Here is a 21,478-nt window from a genome sequence, read left to right on the forward strand (position 1 = left end):
AGATGGCAGTTAAAAGATTTAAACCGGTAACACCAGGTACCCGTTTCAGGGTAGGTGCCGATAACTCGGATATAACAACAAACGTTCCTGAAAAAACGTTGGTGGTATCTCACAAAAGGTCGGGTGGCCGTAACCACGATGGTAAAATGACGATGCGCTATATTGGCGGTGGTCACAAACAATCGTACAGGTTAATTGATTTTAAACGTAATAAGTTTGATATCCCGGCTACTGTAGCAACAATTGAATATGATCCGAATCGTTCGGCACGTATCGCATTATTGCACTTTGCCGATGGCGAGAAAAGATATATGATAGCCCCTGAAGGGTTGACCGTTGGCCAGGTAGTATTATCGGGCGAAAGCGTTGCTCCTGAAGTTGGAAATACTTTACCATTAAAAAGTATCCCATTGGGTTCTATTATCCACAACATTGAGTTAAACCCAGGTCAGGGTGGCAGTATTGCCCGCTCGGCCGGAACATATGCTCAGCTATCTGCCCGCGATGGCAAATATGCAATCATCAAATTGCCTTCGGGCGAAACACGTATGATACTGTCGACTTGTTTGGCAACTATCGGTACCGTTTCGAACGGCGACAAAGCGAACGAAGTGTTAGGTAAAGCCGGCCGCAAACGCTGGTTAGGTCGTCGTCCAAGGGTGCGTGGTGTAGCCATGAACCCGGTAGATCACCCTATGGGTGGTGGCGAGGGCAGGGCCTCAGGTGGTCACCCACGTTCACGCAAAGGTTTATTGGCCAAAGGCTACAAAACCCGCGACAAGAAGAAATCATCCGATCGTTATATCATTGAAAGAAGGAAGAAATAATGGCACGTTCAATTAGAAAAGGACCGTATATAGATCATAACCTGGAAAGAAAAGTTCTGACCTTGAATGACACGGCAAAAAAATCAGTAGTTAAAACCTGGTCACGTCGTTCCATGATCTCTCCTGATTTCGTAGGTCATACGTTCGCAGTACACAACGGTAACAAGTTTATCCCTGTGTATGTAACAGAAAACATGGTTGGGCACAAGTTGGGAGAATTTGCGCCAACCCGTACATTCCGTGGACACGCAGAAAAGAAAAAATAAGGCATGGAAGCAACAACTAAAATCAAAAAGTCTGTATTGATCAGGCAGCAGAAAGAAGCAGCAAAGGCTGTTACAGGCGGCGCTTCTATTGCTAAATTACAAAACTGCCCTACCTCGCCGCGCAAAATGCGTTTGGTTGTCGACCTGATAAGGGGCGAAAAGGTAGAGAAAGCGTTGTACATATTAAAGTATACCAACAAGGAAGCAGCTATCAGGGTTGAGAAACTATTGTTATCGGCCATTAAAAACTGGGAAGCTAAAAACGAAGGTAAACGTGTAGAAGATAGCGGTTTATTTGTGAAGGAAGTTTCTGTAGGTGGCGGCCGTCAGTTAAAAAGACTGCGCCCTGCACCACAAGGAAGGGGATACCGTATCCGTAAACGCTCAAACCACGTACACTTGGTTGTGGATAGTAAAAACGATAACAATTAATTTGAAATGGGACAAAAAGCAAATCCAATAGGTAACAGGTTAGGCATCATCAGAGGTTGGGATTCTAACTGGTTCGGTGGTAATCACTATGCCGACAAATTAGTTGAAGACGAAAAAATCCGCAAATACCTTTCGGCACGTATCGCTAAAGGCGGCGTATCGAAAGTTGTGATCGAGCGTACTTTAAAACGCATCACTGTAACTATCCACACTGCCCGTCCGGGTATTGTGATTGGTAAAGGTGGCGCCGAAGTTGATAAAATTAAAGAAGAGTTGAAAAAACTGACCAAAAAGGACGTTCAAATCAACATCTTCGAAATAAAACGCCCGGAGCTTGATGCACAATTAGTTGCAGAAGGTATAGCAAAACAACTGGAAGCACGTATATCGTTCCGTCGTGCCATGAAAACTTCGATAGCTTCGACCATGAGAATGGGCGCCGAAGGTATCAAAATCATGACCTCGGGCCGTTTAGGTGGTGCTGAAATGGCACGCTCTGAGCAATATAAAGAAGGTAGAATTCCATTGCACACTTTCCGTGCCGATATTGACTACGCTTTGGCCGAAGCTTTGACAACCTATGGTAAAATAGGTATCAAGGTTTGGATATGCAAAGGTGAAGTTTACGGCAAACGCGATTTGTCGCCAAACATTGGCGGTACAAGCAGCGCAAGCGGCAAAGGCGGACGTCCAGAAGGCGCGGCAGCATTTGGCGACCGTGGCGGTGATCGTCGTGGTGGACCAGGTGGTGATCGTCGTGGCGGACCAGGTGGCGACCGTCGTGGTGGTCCAGGTGCCGGTGGAAGCCGTCCGGGTGGACCGGGCCAAGGTGGTAACCGTGGAGGCCAGGGTGGTGGTAACCGTCCGGGTGGAAAGAGATAATTAGTAGAAATCAAGTCGAGACAGACATCGTTTATTATAAGAATTAAAGACAATGCTACAGCCAAAAAGAACGAAGTTCAGGAAGATGCAAAAAGGCAGGATGAAAGGTTTAGCCACTCGTGGTGCTGAACTGTCATTCGGTTCTTTCGGAATAAAATCACTCGAAGCCGCCTGGATAACCAGTCGCCAGATCGAGGCTGCCCGTATCGCTGTAACACGTTTTATGAAACGTGAAGGCCAGGTATGGATACGTATATTCCCTGACAAACCGGTAACCAAGAAACCGGCAGAGGTACGTATGGGTAAAGGTAAGGGTGCACCCGAATATTGGGTAGCGGTAGTACGTCCGGGAAGGATCATCTTCGAAGCCGAAGGCGTTCCGTTGGAAGTTGCTAAAGAGGCTTTGCGCCTTGCAGCAGGTAAATTACCGGTACAAACACGATTTATAACACGTAGAGATTACGTAGAAGCTTAAAGAAAACTGTAATACAGTGGGCTTTGCCTCTTATAAAGTAGATAACGCAAAGTTGCATATTAACGAATAATTAACAAGAAAATGAAGAACTCAGAAATTTTAGAGCTATCAACCGAAGAACTTACCGCAAGGGTAAGCGAGGAGAAGGCCAATCTAAGCAAACTGAAATTTGCACACGCAGTTTCGGCGATAGAAAACCCTACCCGCATTACTAAAGTGAGGAAAGATGTTGCTCGTTTAAATACTGAATTGACAAAGCGCAAAGCGGCTTCTGCTTCTGAAAAGAATTAATTTTTAGAGTCGATGGAAATGGAAAGAAATTTAAGAAAAACACGTACCGGCCTGGTAGTTAGCAACAAGATGGAAAAATCTATCGTTGTAGCTGTTGAGCGTAAGGTAAAGCACCCTATCTATGGTAAGTTTGTGAAAAAGACTACCAAATTTATGGCTCACGACGAAACAAATACCTGTGGTATTGGCGACACCGTATTGATTATGGAAACCCGCCCGTTGAGCAAGAGTAAGAATTGGAGATTAGTTACAATTTTAGAAAGGGCTAAATAAGATGGTACAACAGGAATCAAGACTAAATGTTGCCGACAACAGCGGAGCTAAAGAAGTTTTAGTGATCCGTGTGTTAGGCGGTACAGGCAAGAGATATGCCTCGATAGGCGATAAAATTGTTGTTACCGTAAAAAGTGCTTTGCCATCAGGCAACATTAAAAAAGGTACAGTGAGTAAAGCCGTAGTGGTTAGGACAAAAAAAGAAATCCGGCGCAAGGATGGTTCTTATATCCGTTTTGACGACAACGCAGCCGTTTTGTTAAACAACCAGGACGAGCCGAGAGGTACCCGTATTTTTGGGCCTGTTGCAAGGGAGTTGCGTGAAAAACAATTCATGAAAATTGTATCATTAGCACCGGAGGTATTGTAACATGGAAAGAAAGAAAAATACGCAAGTAAAATTGAAGATACGCAAAGGCGACCTGGTAAAGGTGATAGCCGGCGATTCAAAAGGCTCGCAAGGAAAAGTATTAGAAGTAATAACCGCTACCAGCCGTATTTTGGTTGAAGGCGCGAATATGGTATCGAAACATACCAAACCAAATGCTACCAGCCCGAATGGTGGTATAATTAAGCAAGAAGCTGCGTTGCATATTTCGAACGTGATGTTGATCGACCCGAAATCGGGTAAACCAACACGTGTTGGAAGGACAAAGAACGAAGCAGGTAAATTAGTTAGGGTAGCAAAAATATCGGGGGAGGAAATTAAGTAATGACTTACGTACCAAGATTAAAATCGAAATACAAGGACGAAATTCGCACCGCACTGAAAGAGAAATTTCAGTATAAAAGCGTAATGCAGGTTCCGAAGCTTGAAAAAATTGCTATCAACCAGGGTGTTGGTGCTGCAACTACTGATAAAAAGTTAATTGAAGTAGCTATAAACGAGTTGACTACAATTACCGGTCAGCAAGCTGTATCATCAAAATCGAAAAAAGATATATCGAACTTTAAGTTGCGTAAAAATATGCCGGTTGGCGTACGTGTTACCTTGCGCGACAATACCATGTACGAATTTTTAGATCGTTTGATTGCCGTTGCTTTACCACGTATACGTGATTTCAAAGGCATTAACGATAAGGGTTTTGACGGCCGCGGTAACTATACTTTAGGTATTACCGAGCAAATTATTTTCCCTGAAATCAACATCGACAAAATTAACAAGATCATGGGTATGGATATTACCTTTGTAACCTCGGCTGATAACGATGTTGAAGCGTTAGAATTGCTTAAGCAATTTGGTTTACCATTTAAAAATCAAAACAACAACAACTAATGGCTAAAGAAGGTGTAAAAGCACGTGAAGTAAAACGTGCCAGGTTAGTAGCTAAATATGCTGATAAAAGGGCAGCCCTTAAAGCCGCCGGTGATTTTATAGGACTGGACAAATTGCCAAAAGCATCGAGCCCGGTAAAATTGCACAACCGTTGTAAATTAACAGGTCGCCCGCGTGGTTACATGCGCCAGTTTGGTATTTCGCGTGTTACATTCCGCGAAATGGCTTTGGCCGGTAAAATACCGGGAATAAAGAAAGCGAGCTGGTAATAAAGCTAGTGAGCTAAAAGCCTAAAGCTGAGAGAGACAAGATGCTTTTAGCTTTGTGCTTTCAGCTTTAAGCTCAAAAATTGAATAATTAACCGATGGAAGGTCTACGGAAACCACCATCATAAACAATAGTAATGAATACAGATCCAATTGCAGATTATCTTACACGAGTAAGGAATGCTATTAAAGCCAACCACAGGGTTGTTGAAATTCCTGCATCAAACCTGAAAAAGGAAATCACGAAAGTGCTTTTCGAAAAAGGTTACATCGCGAATTTTAAATTTGAGGATAATGGTCCTCAGGGCATCATCAAAGTTGCTTTGAAATATCATCCGATAACAAAAATTCCGGCTATACGCAGCATAGCGCGTATCAGCAAACCAGGTTTGAGGAAATATGCAGGCACGGCTAATTTGCCGCGCGTATTAAATGGTTTAGGTATCGCCATATTGTCGACTTCGAAAGGTGTAATGACCGATAAAGAAGCCCGTCAACAAAACATTGGTGGCGAAGTTTTATGTTACGTTTATTAATCAGATAAGGAGAAACAAGAAATGTCAAGAGTAGGAAAAGCACCCATTGCGATCCCCGCAGGCGTTACCGTTACCGTATCGGATGATAATGTAGTAACCGTAAAAGGACCAAAAGGACAATTGACCCAGGCAGTTGATGGCGACATCACTATAGCCCAGGAAGACGGACACATTGTAGTACAACGCCCGTCGGAACAAAAACGCCATAAAGCATTGCACGGTTTATACCGCGCATTGATCAACAATATGGTTGTTGGTGTAACAACAGGTTACAAACTTGAACAAGAGTTGGTAGGTGTAGGTTACCGTGCAACCAATACAGGTAATACATTGGATTTAGTGTTGGGTTTCTCTCACCACTATGTGTTCCAGTTACCACAAGAAATTAAAGTTACAACCACTGCTGATAAGGGTAAAAACCCAACCATCATCCTCGAGTCGATAGACAAGCAATTGATAGGCCAGGTAGCTGCAAAAATACGCTCGCTACGTGCACCGGAACCATATAAAGGTAAAGGTATCAAGTTTGTTGGCGAAGTGTTAAGGAGAAAAGCAGGTAAATCAGCATCTAAAAAATAATCGACATGGCAGCTAAATTATCAAGAAGGGACAGAATTAAGAAAGGGATCAGGAAACGTCTTTCGGGTTCTTCAGAGCGTCCGCGCCTGTCAGTATACAGGAGCAATAAAGGGATTTATGCCCAGGTTATAGATGATATTACCGGTAAAACATTAGTTTCGGCTTCATCTTTATCAAAAGAGTTTGCAACAGCAGGCAGCAAATCAGACCAATCGGTAGCGGTTGGTAAATTGGTTGCCGAAAAAGCAATTGCAGCCGGTATAAAACAAGTTGTTTTCGACAGGAATGGTTACTTGTATCATGGTCGCGTTAAATCGTTGGCTGAAGGTGCACGTGAAGGTGGTTTAATTTTTTAATACAACAGAGAGATGTCAACTATTAACATAAAAAGAGTAAAATCGAGCGAAATCGAATTAAAAGACCGCTTGGTGAGCATCCAACGTGTAGCCAAAGTAACCAAAGGTGGCCGTACATTCAGCTTTTCGGCCATTGTGGTTGTAGGCGATGAAAATGGTATTGTAGGTTACGGTTTGGGTAAAGCCAAAGAGGTTACCGAAGCAATTGCCAAAGGCATTGATGATGCTAAAAAGAACCTGGTAAAAGTTCCGATTTTAAACGGAACTATACCTCACGAGCAAATAGGTAAATTTTCGGGTGGTTTTATCTTCTTAAAACCAGCAGCAAACGGTACCGGTGTTATAGCCGGTGGTGCGATGCGCGCCGTGTTGGAGAGTGCCGGTATACACAACGTATTGGCAAAATCGAAAGGTTCGTCAAACCCGCACAACGTGGTAAAAGCAACTGTATCAGCATTATCGCAAATGCGCGATGCTTACACTGTGGCCCAACAACGTGGAATTAGTTTAGGTAAAGTATTTAACGGATAATCAGTCATGGCAAAAATCAAAATAACTCAGATTAAAAGCGTGATCGATAGAAGTGAGCGCCAGAAAAAAACCATCGAAGCTTTAGGTTTAAAAAGAATAAACCACAGTGTAGAAGTTGAGGCTAATGCAGCTATCATCGGTATGGTAAGGAAAGTTAATCATTTGGTAGCAGTAGAAAGCATTTAATATTATGAACTTAAGTAATCTGAAACCTGCAGAAGGTTCTACTAAAAACAGAAAAAGAATTGGTCGTGGTACCGGTTCGGGCCGTGGCGGAACATCGACACGTGGTCATAAAGGTGCCGGTTCACGTTCGGGTACATCAACCAAGGTTGGTTTTGAAGGTGGCCAAATGCCATTGCAACGTCGTGTACCTAAGGTTGGCTTTAAAAATCCTAACCGTGTAGAGTATGTAAGCGTTAACTTGGATGCTTTACAAGGCCTTGCCGACCAATACAGTGTAACCGCGATCAACTTCGACATACTGAAAGAACACGGTTTAGTATCAAGGAACGACCTGGTAAAAGTATTGGGACGTGGCGAGTTAAAAGCAAAATTAGAAGTTACAGCACATGCATTTTCGGCCACTGCACAAAAAGCTATTGAAGCAGCCGGTGGTTCAATCGTTAAGTTATAAATTTCAATGAAGAAATTTTTCACAACTTTATCCAATATCTGGAAAATTGAGGATTTAAGGGTGCGTATCTCGAACACATTCTTATTTCTTTTAATTTACCGCATAGGTTCGTTCATCGTATTGCCGGGTATCAATCCGGCGACTCTTGACTCTCAAAGGGGTAAAGAAGGATTAATGGGTATGCTGAATATGTTCGCCGGTGGGTCATTCTCTCGGGGTTCTATTTTTGCGTTAGGTGTAATGCCTTATATTTCGGCGTCCATTGTGGTGCAGTTATTGGGTATAGCCGTGCCATACTTCACAAAATTGCAGAAAGAAGGGGAAAGCGGCCGTAACAAGCTTAACCAATGGACCCGTTATCTGACCATTGGTATTACCGCTTTACAGGCCGTAGGCTATGTAAGGTCGCAGGTAAGCTCGGCACCGCTTATCCCTGACCCATATTTTACCATCCTATCGGTATTTGTATTGACCGCAGGTACATTATTTGTAATGTGGTTGGGTGAGAAGATAACGGATAAAGGTATTGGTAACGGTATATCACTCATCATTATGGTGGGTATTATAGCGCAGTTGCCAACTGCTGTTGGCCAGGAGTTTTTAACGCGTGTTAACGGAGCCGGTGGCTTGTTCATATTTGTTGTTGAGCTTGTAGCCTTAATAGCTGTGGTAATGTTTACCATATTAATTGTACAAGGTACACGCAAAATTGCTGTACAGTATGCTAAGCGTATTGTAGGTAATAAGCAATACGGTGGTGTGCGCCAGTATATCCCCTTAAAGGTGAATGCTGCCGGTGTTATGCCTATCATTTTTGCGCAGGCATTAATGTTTATTCCGGCTGCTATACCAAGCTTGTTCAAATCGGCAGGTTCTAACAGTGTTGTTATCGCTTTATCCGATGTTCAATCATGGCCGCACAATTTGTTGTTTGCATTGTTGATCATCGTTTTTACTTATTTCTACACGGCTATTACGGTAAATCCAAACCAAATGGCCGACGATATGAAAAAGAACGGTGGCTTTATACCGGGTGTTAAACCAGGCAAAGCTACGGCGGATTTTATAGACGATATCATTTCGAAAATAACTTTACCGGGTTCTATATTCCTGGCCATAATCGCCATCATTCCGGCTATAGCAGTTATATTTTCGGTAAGCAGCCAGTTTGCGCGTTTCTTTGGTGGTACATCGCTGATTATTTTGGTGGGTGTAGTATTGGATACCTTGCAGCAGATAGAAAGCCACTTATTGATGCGCCACTATGATGGTTTGATGAAAACCGGCAGGATCAAGGGTAGGACAGCTATCCCGAGTGCGGCCGGTACAACGCCGTCGGCAATTTAACCATAATGTCAAAAATCAATTATAAGTCTGTCGAGGAGATAGAACTAATAAGAGAAAGTTCGTTATTGGTATCAAAAACCCTTGCGGAGATAGCAAAAGTTATCAAACCGGGGATAAAAACAATTGAACTAAATAAACTTGCCGAGACTTTTATACGTGATCATAAAGGTGTACCGGCATTTTTAAATTATAACGGTTTTCCGTATTCGCTTTGCATTTCTTTAAACAACCAGGTGGTGCATGGTTTTCCAAGCAACTATGAGTTGGTGCCGGGCGACCTGGTATCGGTTGATTGCGGTGCAGTACTCCATAAATACTACGGCGATTCGGCATACACCTTTGCCATTGGCGAGGTGAGCGATCAGGTAAAGACGTTGATGCGGGTTACCAAAGAGTGCCTGGTGCTGGGTATTGAAAAAGCGGTAGTCGGTTTACGCATAGGCGACATTGGTTACGCGGTACAGGAACATGCTGAAAAGCATGGTTTTGGTGTTGTGAAAGAACTGGTGGGGCATGGTGTAGGTGTACGTTTACACGAAAAGCCCGAAGTACCAAACTATGGCAAGCGGGGTTCGGGCATTAAACTGGAAGAGGGTATGGTGATTGCCATTGAGCCCATGATAAACGCCGGGCGAGCCGGTGTAAGGTTTTGGGACGACGGCTGGACGGTATCGACAATTGACGGAAAACCTTCAGCACATTATGAGCATACGGTAGCCATCAACAAGGGGAAAGCCGATATACTTTCTACTTTTTCATATATCGAAGAAGTTTTGAAAGAAAAAGAATAAAATATAAAAAATAATGTTTAATTTTGCGTCCCGCTTTTAAGGCGGATAATTGTATAGAAATCAGTAATATATGGCTAAACAAGCCTCAATTGAACAAGACGGTACAATAAAGGAAGCATTATCAAACGCGATGTTTCGGGTGGAGTTGGAAAACGGACACGAAATTATTGCGCATATTTCGGGTAAAATGCGGATGCATTATATCAAAATACTACCTGGCGACAGGGTGAAATTGGAGATGAGTCCTTATGATTTATCAAAAGGCAGGATAACCTACAGATATAAATAAATAGAAAAGATGAAAGTTAGAGCATCAATAAAAAAACGTAGTGCTGATTGCAAGATCATCCGTCGTAAAGGGAAACTTTATGTAATTAACAAGAAGAACCCTAAGTACAAACAACGTCAGGGATAAAAAAGAAATTGTAAAGATCCGTACAACGGTGGCCCGCCGTTCGGTCTTACTTGAAAACAAATAAAAAAATATGGCAAGGATAGCAGGTATTGATTTACCAAGAAACAAACGAGGAGAAATAGGTTTAACCTACATTTACGGTATTGGCCGTACTACAGCTCAGCAAATATTAACTGAAGCTGGTATTGATTTGAATACCAAAGTTCAGGACTGGACAGATGAGCAGTTGACTGCTATCCGTACCATCATTAACGATCGTGTAAAAGTTGAAGGTGCATTACGCTCTGAGGTGCAACTCAACATTAAACGTTTGATGGATATAGGTTGCTACCGTGGTACACGTCATCGTAAAGGTTTACCGTTACGTGGCCAACGTACTAAAAACAACTCGCGTACCCGTAAAGGTAAACGTAAGACTGTTGCCAACAAGAAAAAGGTTACTAAGTAATAATTGATAGGTGAGGGGTGGTTTCATCCCTTAGCTGGAACAGATAAGATAAAAAACAAGGTACTGAGTGCCGGGAGCGAGAAAGAATCTCATATCTCAAGTCTCATATCTAAAATCTAAAAAACAAAATGGCTAAGACTAAAAAAGTTACCAAAAAACGCGTTGTAATTGTTGAGCCAATAGGCGAAGCACACATCAACGCAACTTTTAACAATATCATCATCACCTTGACCAACAAAAGCGGACAGGCTATTTCATGGTCGTCGGCAGGTAAAATGGGCTTTAAGGGTTCGAAGAAAAACACACCATATGCAGCAGGCCAGGCAGCTTCTGATTGCGGTAAAGTAGCTTATGATTTAGGCTTACGCAAAGTAGAAGTATTTGTTAAAGGTCCGGGCTCAGGCCGTGAGTCGGCTATCCGTACTTTGCAAACTGCAGGTATCGAGGTTACAACAATAAAGGACATTACTCCGCTGCCACACAATGGCTGCCGTCCGTCAAAAAGGAGAAGAGTTTAATTTATTAATTTTTAAAGCTAAGATTCATCGGCTGCGGGCCGAATGATACTTTAAAACAAACAAAAATGGCAAGATATACAGGTCCAAAATCCAGAATTGCGCGCCGTTTCAGAGAACCAATCTTCGGTCCTGATAAAGCGTTAGAAAGAAAAAATTATGCTCCCGGCATGCACGGGGCCTCGAAAAGAAGAGGAAAACAATCTGAGTATTCAACTCAGTTGATGGAGAAACAAAAGGTTAAATACACTTACGGTGTATTAGAGCGTCAGTTCGAAAACCTGTTTCACCGCGCATCGGCCAAAGAAGGCATCACTGGCGAGAACTTATTGAAGTTTTTAGAAGCACGTTTGGACAATGCGGTTTACCGTTTAGGTATTGCCCCAACACGTTCAGGTGCACGCCAATTGGTTGGGCACAAGCACATCACCGTAAACGGCGAAGTTGTGAACATCTCGTCATACGCTTTAAAAGCAGGCGATGTAATCGCGGTACGTGAGAAATCAAAAACAATGGAAGCCATAACCAACTCGGTTGCAGGCCGCAAAATAAACAAATACAGCTGGTTGCAATGGGATGCCGCGAATTTAAGCGGAGTATTCCTGAACTATCCAAACCGTGATGAGATTCCTGAAAACATAAAGGAAAATCTGATCGTCGAGTTGTACTCAAAATAATAATGATACTTATGCGGAGAACGATTGGCCCAGGCCGGTCTTTTTCCGTTTGAATACAGTCCAATTAAGAAAACAATAAATAAAAGATATAAATGGCAATATTAGCATTTCAAAAACCAGATAAGGTTATCATGCAGAAATCAACTGATTTTGATGGCACGTTTGAATTTCGTCCGTTAGAACCAGGTTTCGGTATAACTATTGGTAATGCTTTACGTCGTATCTTACTTTCGTCATTAGAAGGTTATGCGATCACTTCAGTTCGTTTTTCGGGAGTAACTCATGAATTTTCGACCATTAAAGGTGTGGTTGAAGACGTTACCGAAATCATATTGAACTTAAAACAAGTTCGTATGAAGAAAACAGGTGAGTCGGGCGATTCGGAAAAGATATTCGTGATCATCAACGGTCAGGATTCTTTTAAAGCCGGCGATATCACTAAGTTTTCGAACAACTTTACTATCCTTAACCCTGATTTGGTTATCTGTAACATGGACTCGTCGGTAACGCTCGAAATTGAGCTGACCGTAGCTAAAGGTCGAGGTTATGTTGCCAGCGAAGAGAACAAGAACCCTGACGCTATGTTAGGTGTTATTGCTATCGATTCGATCTACACACCGATCAAGAACGTTAAATATACTATTGAGAACTATCGCGTTGAGCAAAAGACCGACTACGAAAAATTAGTGTTGGATATTGCTACTGACGGTTCGGTTCATCCTGAGGATGCTTTGAAAGAAGCTGCCAAAATATTGATCCAACACTTTATGTTGTTCAGCGATGAGAACATGATGTTGGAAGCGCAAGCTAAAGAAGAAACCAAAGAAGTTGACGAGGAGATTTTGCACATGCGCAAGATCCTGAAAACTGAATTGGTTGACCTTGACCTTTCGGTACGTGCACTGAACTGCTTAAAGGCAGCCGATATCCGCAGCCTGGCTGACCTGGTATCGTACGATGTTGCGGATATGTTAAAGTTCAGGAACTTTGGTAAAAAATCACTGACTGAAATTCAGGACCTGGTTAAATCAAAAGGTTTATCTTTTGGTATGAACCTGTCGAAATTTAAGTTAGACGAAGAATAATTTGGTGAACGGTGAGTTGTGAATAGTGAGTTGTTTTCTCAATATTCTTACGCACTACTGACCACTAACAATTAACTATATAATTAAGCGACCGCATAATTCCGAGGGTTGAGCAATTTCCCCAACGGTATGCACGTGAAAAATCAACAAAAAAATGAGACACGGTAAAAAATTAAATCACTTAGGCCGCACCAACAGTCACCGTAAGGCGATGATGGCGAACATGGCTTCTTCGCTTATTTTACACAAGCGTATTACAACTACATTGGCAAAAGCAAAAGCATTGCGCATGTATGTTGAACCTATTATTACTAAAGCAAAAGAAGATACTACGCACTCGCGCCGTACCGTATTTAGCTACCTGCAAGACAAGGATACTACAGCAATGTTGTTCCGCGAAGTTGCTGAGAAGATTGCTAACCGCCCCGGTGGTTATACCCGTATTGTGAAGATGGAAAATCGTTTAGGTGATAACGCCGAGATGGCCATCATAGAATTGGTAGATTATAATACCGTTTACACTAAAGGCGAAGCTGCTACTGCTAAGAAAGCAACCCGTCGTCGTGGTGGATCTGGTAAAGGCAAGGCTGCTCCGGTTGCTGCTGCCCCTGTAAGTGTGGAAGAAGCTGTTGTAGTTGACGAAGCTCCTGCTGCACCAGCTGTAGAAGAAGCTCCTGAAGCACCTGCTGCTGACGCTGCTGAAGAAGAAAAAGGCGAATAAGTTTTTTTAACGAATATAGAAAGCCCTGCTCAGATTGAGTGGGGCTTTTTTTGTGGGTAGAAATAAGTAAATTGAATTTAGGATGAGCAATGCTGTCAAGTCCTAAAAAAGGTTGACTGATTTTGTTGAGAATGGATAAACTAATTTGAAAATCTGAACTATTTTTCGTATCTTGAAACAAATGGTGAAAGTAGTAAATGCGGTTTTGACATTTGAATTTTAACCCATAAATACCCATAGGCTATGATGGTGCAGCCCTTCGCTAAAGCTATGGCGGATGAGCGAAGATGAAAAATGTTCTTTGAAATTATACCCATAAATACCCATATACTTAGGTAATTTACCAATCGCTTATGATTGCCGCGCAGGGGTTGCTTCGTCGTTCCTCCTCGCAATGACGCCGTAATGAATACCCATAAATACCCATGTGTTCGATGTTAAGGTACCCCTATAATAGGATGTATATGGAGGGTTTTGGCCACGTAACTTTTGCCAACAGTGCCTGCCAACCTGTCATTATTGAATTTGCAATCTGACGATTTTGTGATTTAACGCGTTTATTCAACTGCCATAGCCTATTTGGCACAAGGCTTGTTAAACAGCTGTAGTAAATCTTTGTATTCAACATAGTAAAAACAAAATATATGTCTAAAATAATAGGAATCGACTTAGGAACAACGAACTCCTGCGTAGCAGTAATGGAAGGCAATGAGCCTGTAGTTATCGCTAACAGTGAGGGGAAACGTACAACGCCATCGGTTGTTGCATTTGTTGACAACGGCGAACGTAAAGTTGGCGACCCGGCAAAACGCCAGGCTATCACCAACCCAACAAAAACGATCTCATCGATCAAACGTTTTATGGGTAACCAGTTTAACGAGGTTACCAAAGAAATATCGCGTGTACCTTATAAAGTGGTAAAGGGCGACAATAACACTTCGCGTGTTCAAATTGACGACCGTATGTATACCCCACAGGAAATTTCGGCCATGATACTTCAGAAAATGAAGAAAACCGCTGAAGACTTTTTGGGGCACGAAGTAACTGATGCGGTTATTACCGTACCGGCTTATTTTAACGACGCGCAACGCCAGGCAACCAAAGAAGCAGGCGAAATAGCAGGTTTAAATGTACGCCGTATTATTAACGAACCAACTGCCGCTGCACTTGCTTATGGCCTGGACAAAGCACACAAGGATATGAAAATTGTTGTGTTTGACTGCGGTGGTGGTACACATGACGTTTCGGTATTGGAATTAGGTGATGGCGTGTTTGAAGTAAAATCAACCGATGGTGATACACACCTTGGTGGTGACGACTTTGATCAGGTGATCATTGACTATTTAGCCGACGAATTTAAAGCTGACGAAGGTTTTGACCTGCGCCGCGACCCGATGAGCTTACAGCGTTTAAAAGAAGCTGCTGAAAAAGCTAAGGTTGAGTTGTCGAGCTCGGCTCAAACAGAAATCAACTTGCCATACATTACCGCTGTTGACGGTATGCCAAAGCACTTGGTTAAAACATTAACCCGTGCTAAATTTGAGCAATTGGCCGACAGCCTGATCAAACGTACCATCGATCCTTGTAAAACAGCATTGAAAAATGCAGGTTTGTCGGTATCTGATATCGACGAGATCATCCTGGTAGGTGGTTCAACCCGTATCCCTGCGATACAAGAAGCAGTTGAAAAATTCTTTGGTAAAGCCCCATCAAAAGGAGTTAACCCGGATGAAGTTGTTGCGATAGGTGCCGCTATACAAGGTGGTGTGTTATCGGGCGACGTAAAGGATGTATTATTGCTGGATGTTACCCCGCTTTCGTTAGGTATCGAAACCATGGGTGGTGTAATGACCAAGCTGATTGAAGCCAATACCACTATCCCATCTAAAAAATCGGAAACATTCTCTACCGCGTCCGACAGTCAGCCATCGGTTGAGATCCACATTTTACAAGGTGAGCGCCCAATGGCAGCTCAAAACCGCACCATTGGCCGTTTCCACTTAGATGGTATACCACCAGCACCTCGCGGTGTGCCTCAAATCGAAGTAACTTTTGATATTGATGCTAACGGTATATTACACGTAGGTGCTAAAGATAAAGCTACAGGCAAAGAGCAAAAGATCCGTATCGAGGCTTCTTCGGGCTTGACTGATGCCGACATCAAACGGATGAAGGATGAAGCCGAGGCTAACGCTGATGCTGACAAAAAAGCAAAAGAGGAAGTTGACAAACTCAACGCTGCCGATGCTTTGATCTTCTCGACCGAAAAACAATTGAAAGAGTACGGCGATAAGATCCCAGCTGACAAGAAAGCACCGATAGAAAGCGGATTAGAAAAGTTGAAAGCGGCTTATGCAGCAAAAAACTTTAATGATTTGGATACTATCCAGGCTGAACTGCAAACCGCATGGAACGCCGCATCAGAAGATATGTACAAAAACGCTGATGCCGGTGCACAACCAGGTGCGGAGCACGCTGCTGAAGGTGCCCCGCAAGGCAATGCAGATCATGTAACTGATGTTGACTTTGAAGAAGTGAAATAATCTCCCCCCGGCCTCCATTAGCTAATGGAGAGCAGGAAATATAAAGCCCCGATTGGTTTATCCAATCGGGGCTTTTTGTTGTAATGTTTATGATATGTTATGCCCAGAGATTTTCAGGGTACACGCCGCTGTTCACCAAGTCGGATATGCTTTTTTGTACGATCGGTTTATCTTCTTTATAGGTAACGCCGAACCATTTTGAGGCGGTTGGGATTACCTTGAAGGATGCTTGTCCGCTTTTAATCAGCTCATCGGCCACCAACGGGATAAAGAACTCGGCTTTAGGGTTATTCTCGTTGGCATCCACAAACTTTTTAAACATGTCTAAACTTTGGTCAAACACGGCGGGGGTAAAGCCCCAAAAATTCATGGATACGCGTGTATCGTTCGGCAGCGGATGTTCGCCGGTGGCGTCTTTGTAGGCCACTTTACCGCCATCGGTAAAGTATACTTCGGTACGTTCGTTTATCTCGACCATGTTACCTGCCTCGTTAACCTTGCATACACCACGCGAAACGGAGCCGTAATCGGACAAGGTTTTGTCAACCTGATATCCTATCAGTGAATAGGAATCATCCGACACTTCGCTGGTCAGGAATTTGGCCATTTTCTCGAAAGAATCATAACCATAAAAGTCGTCGGCGTTGATCACGCAGAAAGGCTCTTTAACCTGATTACGTGCGGCTAAAACGGCATGCGCGGTTCCCCATGGTTTGGCGCGCTCAATTACCTTGTGGATACCAAAAGGTTTCAGGTCGTAGCTTTGGAACACATAGTCGGTTTCAATTTTGCCTGCCAGTTTAGGCTCGAATATAGCTTTAAAGTTGTCCACAAATTCTTCGCGGATGATAAAGCTAACTTTACCAAAACCCGCCTTAATGGCATCGTAAATGGAGTAATCGATAATGGTTTCGCCGTTAGGGCCAAAGCCATCTACCTGTTTCATGCTGCCATAACGGCTGGCCATCCCCGCGGCCAAAATGAGTAATGTAGGTTTCATATATACTAAGGTAACTATATTTTAATGTGTGTGATAATGCCTTTATAAAGGTTAATAAATTGATAACATTGCCTTCTGTTGCTTATTTAAAGTATCTGAAATCGTGTCCCGCTTTGATGTTGAGCAATGTTTCGTAGATCAGCCTGATCACGTTGTCGACGTCTTCTTTGTGGATCATCTCTACGGTGGTATGCATGTAACGTAAAGGCAACGATATCAATGCCGACGGCACACCATTGTTAGAGTATGCAAAGGCGTCGGTGTCGGTACCGGTTGAACGCGATGAAGCCTGACGCTGGAAAGGTATTTTGGCTTTTTCCGCGGTTTCGATCAATAATTTATTGAGGTTAGTTTGAACAGCCGGCGCATAAGATACGACAGGCCCCTTACCGCAGGCCAAATCTCCTTGCGTGTTTTTGTTAATCATCGGCGTAGTGGTGTCGTGCGTAACATCGGTAATAATGGCCACATCGGGTTCAATATAGCCGGCTATCATTTCGGCGCCGCGCAAGCCTATTTCTTCCTGCACCGCGTTAACGATGTACAGGCCAAAATCCAATTTTACTTTATTCTCTTTTAAAAGGCGGGCAACCTCGGCTATCATAAACCCACCGGCACGGTTATCTAACGCACGGCCAACATAGTAACGGTCGTTCAATACCATAAACTCGTCCTGATAGGTAATCACGCAGCCTACATGGATGCCTAATTTCTCCACCTCGTCTTTACTGGTACAGCCGCAGTCGAGGAAGATATTTTTAAGGGTTGGGGCTTCTTCTTTTTCTCCGCTGCGGGTGTGGATAGCAGGCCAACCGAAAACACCGGTTACCATGCCTTTATCGGTATGGATGTTTACCCGTTTTGAAGGAGCTATCTGGTGGTCGGAACCGCCATTACGGATCACATAGATCAAACCATCGCTTGTGATGTAGTTGACGAACCAGGAAATCTCATCGGCATGAGCTTCTATTACTACCCGGTATTTTGCTTTGGGGTTGATGATACCTACAGCCGAGCCGTAATTGTCTACGTAATGCGTGTCGATATAAGGTTTAAGGTAGTCGAGCCACATTTCCTGGCCTTTCCACTCAAAACCGGTAGGCGAGGCGTTGTTAATGTATTTTTCAAAAAACTCAAGTGATTTTTTATTGACGATGGGAACGTGCTTTTTCTCTTCGGATTTCTTTTTAGCCATGATGTTAAATTTAGAACAGGCTGGTAAGCCTCAGCAAATATAAACGCATTAATCAGTATTTCGCAACGTGTAATATGATGAATATAGCAATTACTGTTATTGGTAAATTAACAATTACTTTATACGCTATCACGTAATTTGGATGAGTGAATAATATTCGTATAATTCATGTTTATTTAGTTGAGGGCCAGCCCGTATTTAGTGGATACGGGCTGGTTTTTTTATAGGCTTGTCTCGAGTATCTGGTAATCGAAGCCGTTTTTTGAAAAGTACTCACCGGTTTCGATAAAGCCTGATTTAAGGTAAAATTCAATAGCCGACAAACGGGCGTTGCACCAAAGCCTGCTTCCGCCTTCATTTTGGACAAATTGACTGATATATTGCAACAGTAGCCGACCAATCCCCTTACCCTGATGTGCCGGGTCGATAGCGAATTTGCGGAACTGCCAAACATCCTGTTGTTGGAACAACGACACCACACCGATAAGTTGATTGTCGATAAACGCGCCGAAATGGTAACCATGGTTATCCTCGTCCATTTCCATTTCCCAAAGCATACTGTTGGGATACAGTACATTGCGCCGTAATTGCCAGGTAAGTTGCGGGGTTATTTGTTCGATGTGCATTTAAGTCAAAATTAAAAAGTCAAAATTCAAAAAAACTTTGTGTTACCGAGGTATGATCTTTTAACTTTTGAATTTTGACTTTTGAATTTACAATGGGATATTCCCATGCTTCTTTCTTGGGTTGTTCACCACTTTGTTCTCAAGCATTTTAAAAGCCTGTATCAGCTTCGCGCGGGTTTCGGCGGGATCTATTACCTCGTCGATAAAACCACGCTCTGCGGCCCGGTATGGGTTGGCAAATATATCGGCATACTGTTGCTCCATCTCTTTCCATTTAGCATCCGGATCGGGCGCGGTACTGATTTCCCGTTTAAAAATAATTTCAGCAGCGCCTTTGGCCCCCATTACCGCAATCTCGGCCGAAGGCCAGGCATAATTCATATCGGCACCTATGTGTTTGGAGTTCATTACGTCGTATGCTCCGCCGTACGCCTTACGGGTAATCACCGTGATCCGCGGCACGGTAGCCTCGCAAAAAGCGTATAGCAATTTAGCGCCGTTAGTGATAATGGCGTTCCATTCCTGATCAGTGCCGGGAAGAAAACCCGGTACATCTTCGAAAACCAATAAGGGAATATTAAAACTATCGCAAAAGCGGATAAAGCGGGCCCCTTTTGTTGATGAATGGATATCCAATACACCGGCCAAAAATGCAGGTTGGTTGGCCACAATGCCGATGCTTCGGCCTGCCAATCGCGCAAAGCCGACCACGATATTTTCGGCAAAATCTTTATGTACCTCCAAAAATGAGCCTTCATCAATCACTTCGCTAATCACCTCGCGCATATCATAAGGCTGTGAGACGTTTTCAGGCAATAGGTTGTTTAAAGAAGGCCGAAGTTCGTCGCCGCTTTCGTATGGAAGCGATGATGCCTTTTCCTCGCAGTTTTGGGGCATATAGCTCAATAGCTTTTTAACGTTCTGTATGGCCTCAATCTCGTTGGCACAAGCAAAATGTGTTACACCCGATTTTGTGGCATGTGTCATGGCACCACCCAACTCTTCGGATGTTACGATTTCGTGTGTTACGGTCTTCACTACGTTAGGGCCTGTAACAAACATATACGAAGTATGCTCCACCATCAAAATAAAGTCGGTAATGGCAGGAGAATATACTGCGCCGCCCGCACATGGGCCCATGATGAGCGATATTTGCGGCACAACGCCTGATGCCATGGTGTTTTTGTAAAATATATCGGCATAACCACCAAGTGATACTACGCCCTCCTGTATGCGCGCGCCACCAGAATCGTTCAAGCCAATAACGGGTGCTCCATTTTTCATGGCCAGGTCCATGATCTTGCAGATTTTTTCGGCATGGGTTTCGGATAATGAACCACCGAAAACTGTGAAGTCTTGCGAGAAAACGTAAACTATTTTGCCATTGATGGTGCCATAGCCGGTAACTACCCCATCGCCGGGATATTTCTCTTTTTCCATCCCAAAATCGGTAGAGCGGTGTGCGACCAGCATGCCGATTTCCTGAAAAGAACCTTCATCCAACAAAAAATGTAAACGTTCGCGGGCCGTTAGTTTCCCCTTTTTATGCTGACTGTCGATACGCGAAGGGCCGCCGCCCAACAGCGCCTCTTGCTTTTTCTGACTTAATAGGTAGAGCTTTTTATCCACTTTACTGAGGTTTATTAATGTTAGGGGTTAAAAATAGGAATTATATAGTGAATGGTGAATAGTGAGCAGTGAATTGTTGCGGTGATATTTGGTTGGCAGTCTATAAAAATTGAGTATATTATCTAAATTTGCGGGCAAGTCAAATCCTGTAAAAACCATAGAATAATTATGTGCGCCGAAAAAGACGACCTATCAAAAGCCAATTTAATATCCTACGAAAAATTACTGGAAGGCAATAAGACTTTTGTAAAGGAAACACTCCAACTCGACCCTGACTATTTTGAAAAATTGGCCGCAGGCCAAACGCCACCCGTTTTGTGGATTGGCTGTGCCGATAGCCGCGTGCCGGCAAACCAGATTACCCATACCAAGCCGGGTGAGATATTTGTGCACCGCAATATTGCAAACGTAGTGGTACACTCGGATATGAACATGCTTTCGGTGCTCGATTACGCGGTGAACATACTGGAAGTAAAGCATGTGATTGTTTGCGGGCACTATGGTTGCGGCGGTGTAATTGCGGCATTAAGCAATAAACAGTTCGGGATTGTGGATAACTGGCTGCGCCATATTAAAGATGTTTACCGCCTGCATACAGCCGAATTAGACGGCATTAAAGATGAACAAAAGCGGACCGACCGATTGGTAGAGTTGAACGTGATAGAGAACGTGAACAACCTTTCGTCAACATCTATCGTGCAAAACGCCTGGAAAAACGGCCGCGACCTAAGCGTGCACGGTTGGGTGTACCGGTTAAATACCGGCTACATTAATGACTTGAAGGTGAGCGTTAAAAACAATGAGAAACTAAACGAGGTGTTTAAGTTTAAATAAACAGAAAGAGCGATGGATTTTAAAT

Annotated in this window: 32 protein-coding genes; 28 read left to right on the top strand and 4 right to left on the bottom strand. The window is 43.3% G+C overall.

The window, feature by feature from the left end; translation table 11 throughout:
- Window positions 1–2 precede the first annotated feature (2 nt).
- From rplB to dnaK, 27 genes are all read left to right on the top strand, one after another.
- Complete coding sequence (gene rplB / locus QZX97_RS03085) at window positions 3–827, top strand: 50S ribosomal protein L2 (RefSeq protein WP_295653530.1); 825 nt, start codon at window positions 3–5, stop codon at window positions 825–827.
- Complete coding sequence (gene rpsS / locus QZX97_RS03090; RefSeq protein ID WP_219486794.1) at window positions 827–1,093, top strand: 30S ribosomal protein S19; 267 nt, start codon at window positions 827–829, stop codon at window positions 1,091–1,093. Before rplB ends, rpsS begins: the two co-directional genes overlap by 1 nt.
- Before the next feature lie 3 nt (window positions 1,094–1,096).
- The gene (rplV, locus tag QZX97_RS03095; RefSeq protein ID WP_295653533.1) at window positions 1,097–1,525 is read left to right on the top strand and encodes a 50S ribosomal protein L22; all 429 of its coding nucleotides are present in this window, start codon (window positions 1,097–1,099) and stop codon (window positions 1,523–1,525) included.
- 6 nt (window positions 1,526–1,531) lie between these two features.
- Window positions 1,532–2,407, top strand: coding sequence for a 30S ribosomal protein S3 (rpsC, locus tag QZX97_RS03100; RefSeq protein WP_295653536.1), 876 nt, complete (start codon window positions 1,532–1,534; stop codon window positions 2,405–2,407).
- A gap of 52 nt (window positions 2,408–2,459) precedes the next feature.
- On the top strand, window positions 2,460–2,882 hold the full coding sequence (rplP, locus tag QZX97_RS03105) for a 50S ribosomal protein L16 (protein WP_295653538.1): 423 nt from the start codon (window positions 2,460–2,462) through the stop codon (window positions 2,880–2,882).
- A gap of 81 nt (window positions 2,883–2,963) precedes the next feature.
- On the top strand, window positions 2,964–3,173 hold the full coding sequence (rpmC, locus tag QZX97_RS03110) for a 50S ribosomal protein L29 (protein ID WP_295653540.1): 210 nt from the start codon (window positions 2,964–2,966) through the stop codon (window positions 3,171–3,173).
- Between the two features lie 12 nt (window positions 3,174–3,185).
- Window positions 3,186–3,446 (top strand): 30S ribosomal protein S17, encoded by a 261-nt coding sequence (gene rpsQ, locus QZX97_RS03115; RefSeq protein ID WP_363151814.1) that lies wholly within the window; start codon window positions 3,186–3,188, stop codon window positions 3,444–3,446.
- A gap of 1 nt (window position 3,447) precedes the next feature.
- Window positions 3,448–3,816, top strand: coding sequence for a 50S ribosomal protein L14 (rplN, locus tag QZX97_RS03120; RefSeq protein WP_066006038.1), 369 nt, complete (start codon window positions 3,448–3,450; stop codon window positions 3,814–3,816).
- Between the two features lie 31 nt (window positions 3,817–3,847).
- Window positions 3,848–4,159 (top strand): 50S ribosomal protein L24, encoded by a 312-nt coding sequence (gene rplX / locus QZX97_RS03125; RefSeq protein WP_295653861.1) that lies wholly within the window; start codon window positions 3,848–3,850, stop codon window positions 4,157–4,159.
- Window positions 4,159–4,722: a 50S ribosomal protein L5 gene (gene rplE, locus QZX97_RS03130; protein ID WP_295653543.1), complete on the top strand. Its 564-nt coding sequence runs from the start codon at window positions 4,159–4,161 to the stop codon at window positions 4,720–4,722. The genes rplX and rplE overlap by 1 nt, the downstream gene beginning before the upstream one ends.
- Window positions 4,722–4,991: a 30S ribosomal protein S14 gene (rpsN, locus tag QZX97_RS03135; protein ID WP_295653545.1), complete on the top strand. Its 270-nt coding sequence runs from the start codon at window positions 4,722–4,724 to the stop codon at window positions 4,989–4,991. The genes rplE and rpsN overlap by 1 nt, the downstream gene beginning before the upstream one ends.
- Window positions 4,992–5,125: 134 nt before the next feature.
- Window positions 5,126–5,524 (top strand): 30S ribosomal protein S8, encoded by a 399-nt coding sequence (gene rpsH, locus QZX97_RS03140; RefSeq protein WP_295653548.1) that lies wholly within the window; start codon window positions 5,126–5,128, stop codon window positions 5,522–5,524.
- Between the two features lie 21 nt (window positions 5,525–5,545).
- Window positions 5,546–6,103, top strand: a complete 558-nt coding sequence (gene rplF, locus QZX97_RS03145; protein WP_295653550.1) for a 50S ribosomal protein L6 — start codon at window positions 5,546–5,548, stop codon at window positions 6,101–6,103.
- 5 nt (window positions 6,104–6,108) lie between these two features.
- Entirely contained in the window at window positions 6,109–6,459 is a 351-nt protein-coding gene (gene rplR / locus QZX97_RS03150; protein ID WP_295653552.1) for a 50S ribosomal protein L18, read from the top strand.
- A gap of 12 nt (window positions 6,460–6,471) precedes the next feature.
- Window positions 6,472–6,990: a 30S ribosomal protein S5 gene (rpsE, locus tag QZX97_RS03155; RefSeq protein WP_295653554.1), complete on the top strand. Its 519-nt coding sequence runs from the start codon at window positions 6,472–6,474 to the stop codon at window positions 6,988–6,990.
- Window positions 6,991–6,996: 6 nt separating this feature from the next.
- On the top strand, window positions 6,997–7,176 hold the full coding sequence (gene rpmD, locus QZX97_RS03160; protein ID WP_219486806.1) for a 50S ribosomal protein L30: 180 nt from the start codon (window positions 6,997–6,999) through the stop codon (window positions 7,174–7,176).
- Window positions 7,177–7,180: 4 nt separating this feature from the next.
- Window positions 7,181–7,627, top strand: a complete 447-nt coding sequence (rplO, locus tag QZX97_RS03165) for a 50S ribosomal protein L15 (RefSeq protein ID WP_295653557.1) — start codon at window positions 7,181–7,183, stop codon at window positions 7,625–7,627.
- A 6-nt stretch (window positions 7,628–7,633) separates the two neighbouring features.
- Window positions 7,634–8,974: a preprotein translocase subunit SecY gene (gene secY, locus QZX97_RS03170; protein ID WP_295653558.1), complete on the top strand. Its 1,341-nt coding sequence runs from the start codon at window positions 7,634–7,636 to the stop codon at window positions 8,972–8,974.
- A 5-nt stretch (window positions 8,975–8,979) separates the two neighbouring features.
- Complete coding sequence (map, locus tag QZX97_RS03175; protein WP_295653560.1) at window positions 8,980–9,765, top strand: type I methionyl aminopeptidase; 786 nt, start codon at window positions 8,980–8,982, stop codon at window positions 9,763–9,765.
- A gap of 70 nt (window positions 9,766–9,835) precedes the next feature.
- Window positions 9,836–10,054: a translation initiation factor IF-1 gene (infA, locus tag QZX97_RS03180; protein ID WP_219486810.1), complete on the top strand. Its 219-nt coding sequence runs from the start codon at window positions 9,836–9,838 to the stop codon at window positions 10,052–10,054.
- Between the two features lie 9 nt (window positions 10,055–10,063).
- Entirely contained in the window at window positions 10,064–10,180 is a 117-nt protein-coding gene (gene rpmJ / locus QZX97_RS03185) for a 50S ribosomal protein L36 (RefSeq protein ID WP_008506259.1), read from the top strand.
- 70 nt (window positions 10,181–10,250) lie between these two features.
- Window positions 10,251–10,628, top strand: a complete 378-nt coding sequence (gene rpsM, locus QZX97_RS03190; protein ID WP_295653567.1) for a 30S ribosomal protein S13 — start codon at window positions 10,251–10,253, stop codon at window positions 10,626–10,628.
- Window positions 10,629–10,756: 128 nt separating this feature from the next.
- Window positions 10,757–11,146, top strand: a complete 390-nt coding sequence (gene rpsK, locus QZX97_RS03195; protein WP_295653568.1) for a 30S ribosomal protein S11 — start codon at window positions 10,757–10,759, stop codon at window positions 11,144–11,146.
- 65 nt (window positions 11,147–11,211) lie between these two features.
- Window positions 11,212–11,820: a 30S ribosomal protein S4 gene (gene rpsD / locus QZX97_RS03200; protein WP_295653570.1), complete on the top strand. Its 609-nt coding sequence runs from the start codon at window positions 11,212–11,214 to the stop codon at window positions 11,818–11,820.
- 92 nt (window positions 11,821–11,912) lie between these two features.
- Window positions 11,913–12,905, top strand: a complete 993-nt coding sequence (locus QZX97_RS03205; protein ID WP_219486814.1) for a DNA-directed RNA polymerase subunit alpha — start codon at window positions 11,913–11,915, stop codon at window positions 12,903–12,905.
- Between the two features lie 154 nt (window positions 12,906–13,059).
- Entirely contained in the window at window positions 13,060–13,626 is a 567-nt protein-coding gene (gene rplQ / locus QZX97_RS03210) for a 50S ribosomal protein L17 (RefSeq protein WP_295653572.1), read from the top strand.
- Window positions 13,627–14,270: 644 nt separating this feature from the next.
- Window positions 14,271–16,169 carry a molecular chaperone DnaK gene (gene dnaK, locus QZX97_RS03215; RefSeq protein ID WP_295664166.1) on the top strand — a complete coding sequence of 633 codons (1,899 nt, stop codon included), beginning with the start codon at window positions 14,271–14,273 and terminating at the stop codon, window positions 16,167–16,169.
- A gap of 97 nt (window positions 16,170–16,266) precedes the next feature.
- Here the strand turns inward: dnaK and QZX97_RS03220 are convergent, their stop codons facing one another.
- The 4 genes from QZX97_RS03220 to QZX97_RS03235 all read right to left on the bottom strand — a co-directional run bounded on the left by QZX97_RS03220 (window position 16,267) and on the right by QZX97_RS03235 (window position 20,619).
- Window positions 16,267–17,169: a sugar phosphate nucleotidyltransferase gene (locus tag QZX97_RS03220; RefSeq protein ID WP_295653577.1), complete on the bottom strand. Its 903-nt coding sequence runs from the start codon at window positions 17,167–17,169 to the stop codon at window positions 16,267–16,269.
- An 82-nt stretch (window positions 17,170–17,251) separates the two neighbouring features.
- Window positions 17,252–18,364, bottom strand: coding sequence for a M42 family metallopeptidase (locus tag QZX97_RS03225; RefSeq protein WP_295653579.1), 1,113 nt, complete (start codon window positions 18,362–18,364; stop codon window positions 17,252–17,254).
- A 221-nt stretch (window positions 18,365–18,585) separates the two neighbouring features.
- The gene (locus QZX97_RS03230) at window positions 18,586–18,990 is read right to left on the bottom strand and encodes a GNAT family N-acetyltransferase (protein WP_295653581.1); all 405 of its coding nucleotides are present in this window, start codon (window positions 18,988–18,990) and stop codon (window positions 18,586–18,588) included.
- An 87-nt stretch (window positions 18,991–19,077) separates the two neighbouring features.
- A complete protein-coding gene (locus QZX97_RS03235) occupies window positions 19,078–20,619 on the bottom strand; it encodes an acyl-CoA carboxylase subunit beta (protein ID WP_295653583.1) in 1,542 nt (513 codons plus the stop codon).
- Window positions 20,620–20,787: 168 nt separating this feature from the next.
- Between QZX97_RS03235 and can the strand changes: the two genes are divergently transcribed.
- The gene (can, locus tag QZX97_RS03240) at window positions 20,788–21,453 is read left to right on the top strand and encodes a carbonate dehydratase (RefSeq protein WP_295653585.1); all 666 of its coding nucleotides are present in this window, start codon (window positions 20,788–20,790) and stop codon (window positions 21,451–21,453) included.
- The last annotated feature ends 25 nt before the right edge of the window (window positions 21,454–21,478 follow it).

The sequence above is a fragment of the uncultured Mucilaginibacter sp. genome (genome assembly GCF_903893715.1).
Classification (GTDB): Bacteria; Bacteroidota; Bacteroidia; order Sphingobacteriales; family Sphingobacteriaceae; genus Mucilaginibacter.

Coding starts and splice junctions, on each gene's coding strand:
- rplB (WP_295653530.1), top strand. CDS start 3: ATGGCAGTTAAAAGATTTAAACCGGTAACACCAGGTACCCGTTTCAGG.
- rpsS (WP_219486794.1), top strand. CDS start 827: ATGGCACGTTCAATTAGAAAAGGACCGTATATAGATCATAACCTGGAA.
- rplV (WP_295653533.1), top strand. CDS start 1,097: ATGGAAGCAACAACTAAAATCAAAAAGTCTGTATTGATCAGGCAGCAG.
- rpsC (WP_295653536.1), top strand. CDS start 1,532: ATGGGACAAAAAGCAAATCCAATAGGTAACAGGTTAGGCATCATCAGA.
- rplP (WP_295653538.1), top strand. CDS start 2,460: ATGCTACAGCCAAAAAGAACGAAGTTCAGGAAGATGCAAAAAGGCAGG.
- rpmC (WP_295653540.1), top strand. CDS start 2,964: ATGAAGAACTCAGAAATTTTAGAGCTATCAACCGAAGAACTTACCGCA.
- rpsQ (WP_363151814.1), top strand. CDS start 3,186: ATGGAAATGGAAAGAAATTTAAGAAAAACACGTACCGGCCTGGTAGTT.
- rplN (WP_066006038.1), top strand. CDS start 3,448: ATGGTACAACAGGAATCAAGACTAAATGTTGCCGACAACAGCGGAGCT.
- rplE (WP_295653543.1), top strand. CDS start 4,159: ATGACTTACGTACCAAGATTAAAATCGAAATACAAGGACGAAATTCGC.
- rpsN (WP_295653545.1), top strand. CDS start 4,722: ATGGCTAAAGAAGGTGTAAAAGCACGTGAAGTAAAACGTGCCAGGTTA.
- rpsH (WP_295653548.1), top strand. CDS start 5,126: ATGAATACAGATCCAATTGCAGATTATCTTACACGAGTAAGGAATGCT.
- rplF (WP_295653550.1), top strand. CDS start 5,546: ATGTCAAGAGTAGGAAAAGCACCCATTGCGATCCCCGCAGGCGTTACC.
- rplR (WP_295653552.1), top strand. CDS start 6,109: ATGGCAGCTAAATTATCAAGAAGGGACAGAATTAAGAAAGGGATCAGG.
- rpsE (WP_295653554.1), top strand. CDS start 6,472: ATGTCAACTATTAACATAAAAAGAGTAAAATCGAGCGAAATCGAATTA.
- rpmD (WP_219486806.1), top strand. CDS start 6,997: ATGGCAAAAATCAAAATAACTCAGATTAAAAGCGTGATCGATAGAAGT.
- rplO (WP_295653557.1), top strand. CDS start 7,181: ATGAACTTAAGTAATCTGAAACCTGCAGAAGGTTCTACTAAAAACAGA.
- secY (WP_295653558.1), top strand. CDS start 7,634: ATGAAGAAATTTTTCACAACTTTATCCAATATCTGGAAAATTGAGGAT.
- map (WP_295653560.1), top strand. CDS start 8,980: ATGTCAAAAATCAATTATAAGTCTGTCGAGGAGATAGAACTAATAAGA.
- infA (WP_219486810.1), top strand. CDS start 9,836: ATGGCTAAACAAGCCTCAATTGAACAAGACGGTACAATAAAGGAAGCA.
- rpmJ (WP_008506259.1), top strand. CDS start 10,064: ATGAAAGTTAGAGCATCAATAAAAAAACGTAGTGCTGATTGCAAGATC.
- rpsM (WP_295653567.1), top strand. CDS start 10,251: ATGGCAAGGATAGCAGGTATTGATTTACCAAGAAACAAACGAGGAGAA.
- rpsK (WP_295653568.1), top strand. CDS start 10,757: ATGGCTAAGACTAAAAAAGTTACCAAAAAACGCGTTGTAATTGTTGAG.
- rpsD (WP_295653570.1), top strand. CDS start 11,212: ATGGCAAGATATACAGGTCCAAAATCCAGAATTGCGCGCCGTTTCAGA.
- QZX97_RS03205 (WP_219486814.1), top strand. CDS start 11,913: ATGGCAATATTAGCATTTCAAAAACCAGATAAGGTTATCATGCAGAAA.
- rplQ (WP_295653572.1), top strand. CDS start 13,060: ATGAGACACGGTAAAAAATTAAATCACTTAGGCCGCACCAACAGTCAC.
- dnaK (WP_295664166.1), top strand. CDS start 14,271: ATGTCTAAAATAATAGGAATCGACTTAGGAACAACGAACTCCTGCGTA.
- QZX97_RS03220 (WP_295653577.1), bottom strand. CDS start 17,169: ATGAAACCTACATTACTCATTTTGGCCGCGGGGATGGCCAGCCGTTAT.
- QZX97_RS03225 (WP_295653579.1), bottom strand. CDS start 18,364: ATGGCTAAAAAGAAATCCGAAGAGAAAAAGCACGTTCCCATCGTCAAT.
- QZX97_RS03230 (WP_295653581.1), bottom strand. CDS start 18,990: ATGCACATCGAACAAATAACCCCGCAACTTACCTGGCAATTACGGCGC.
- can (WP_295653585.1), top strand. CDS start 20,788: ATGTGCGCCGAAAAAGACGACCTATCAAAAGCCAATTTAATATCCTAC.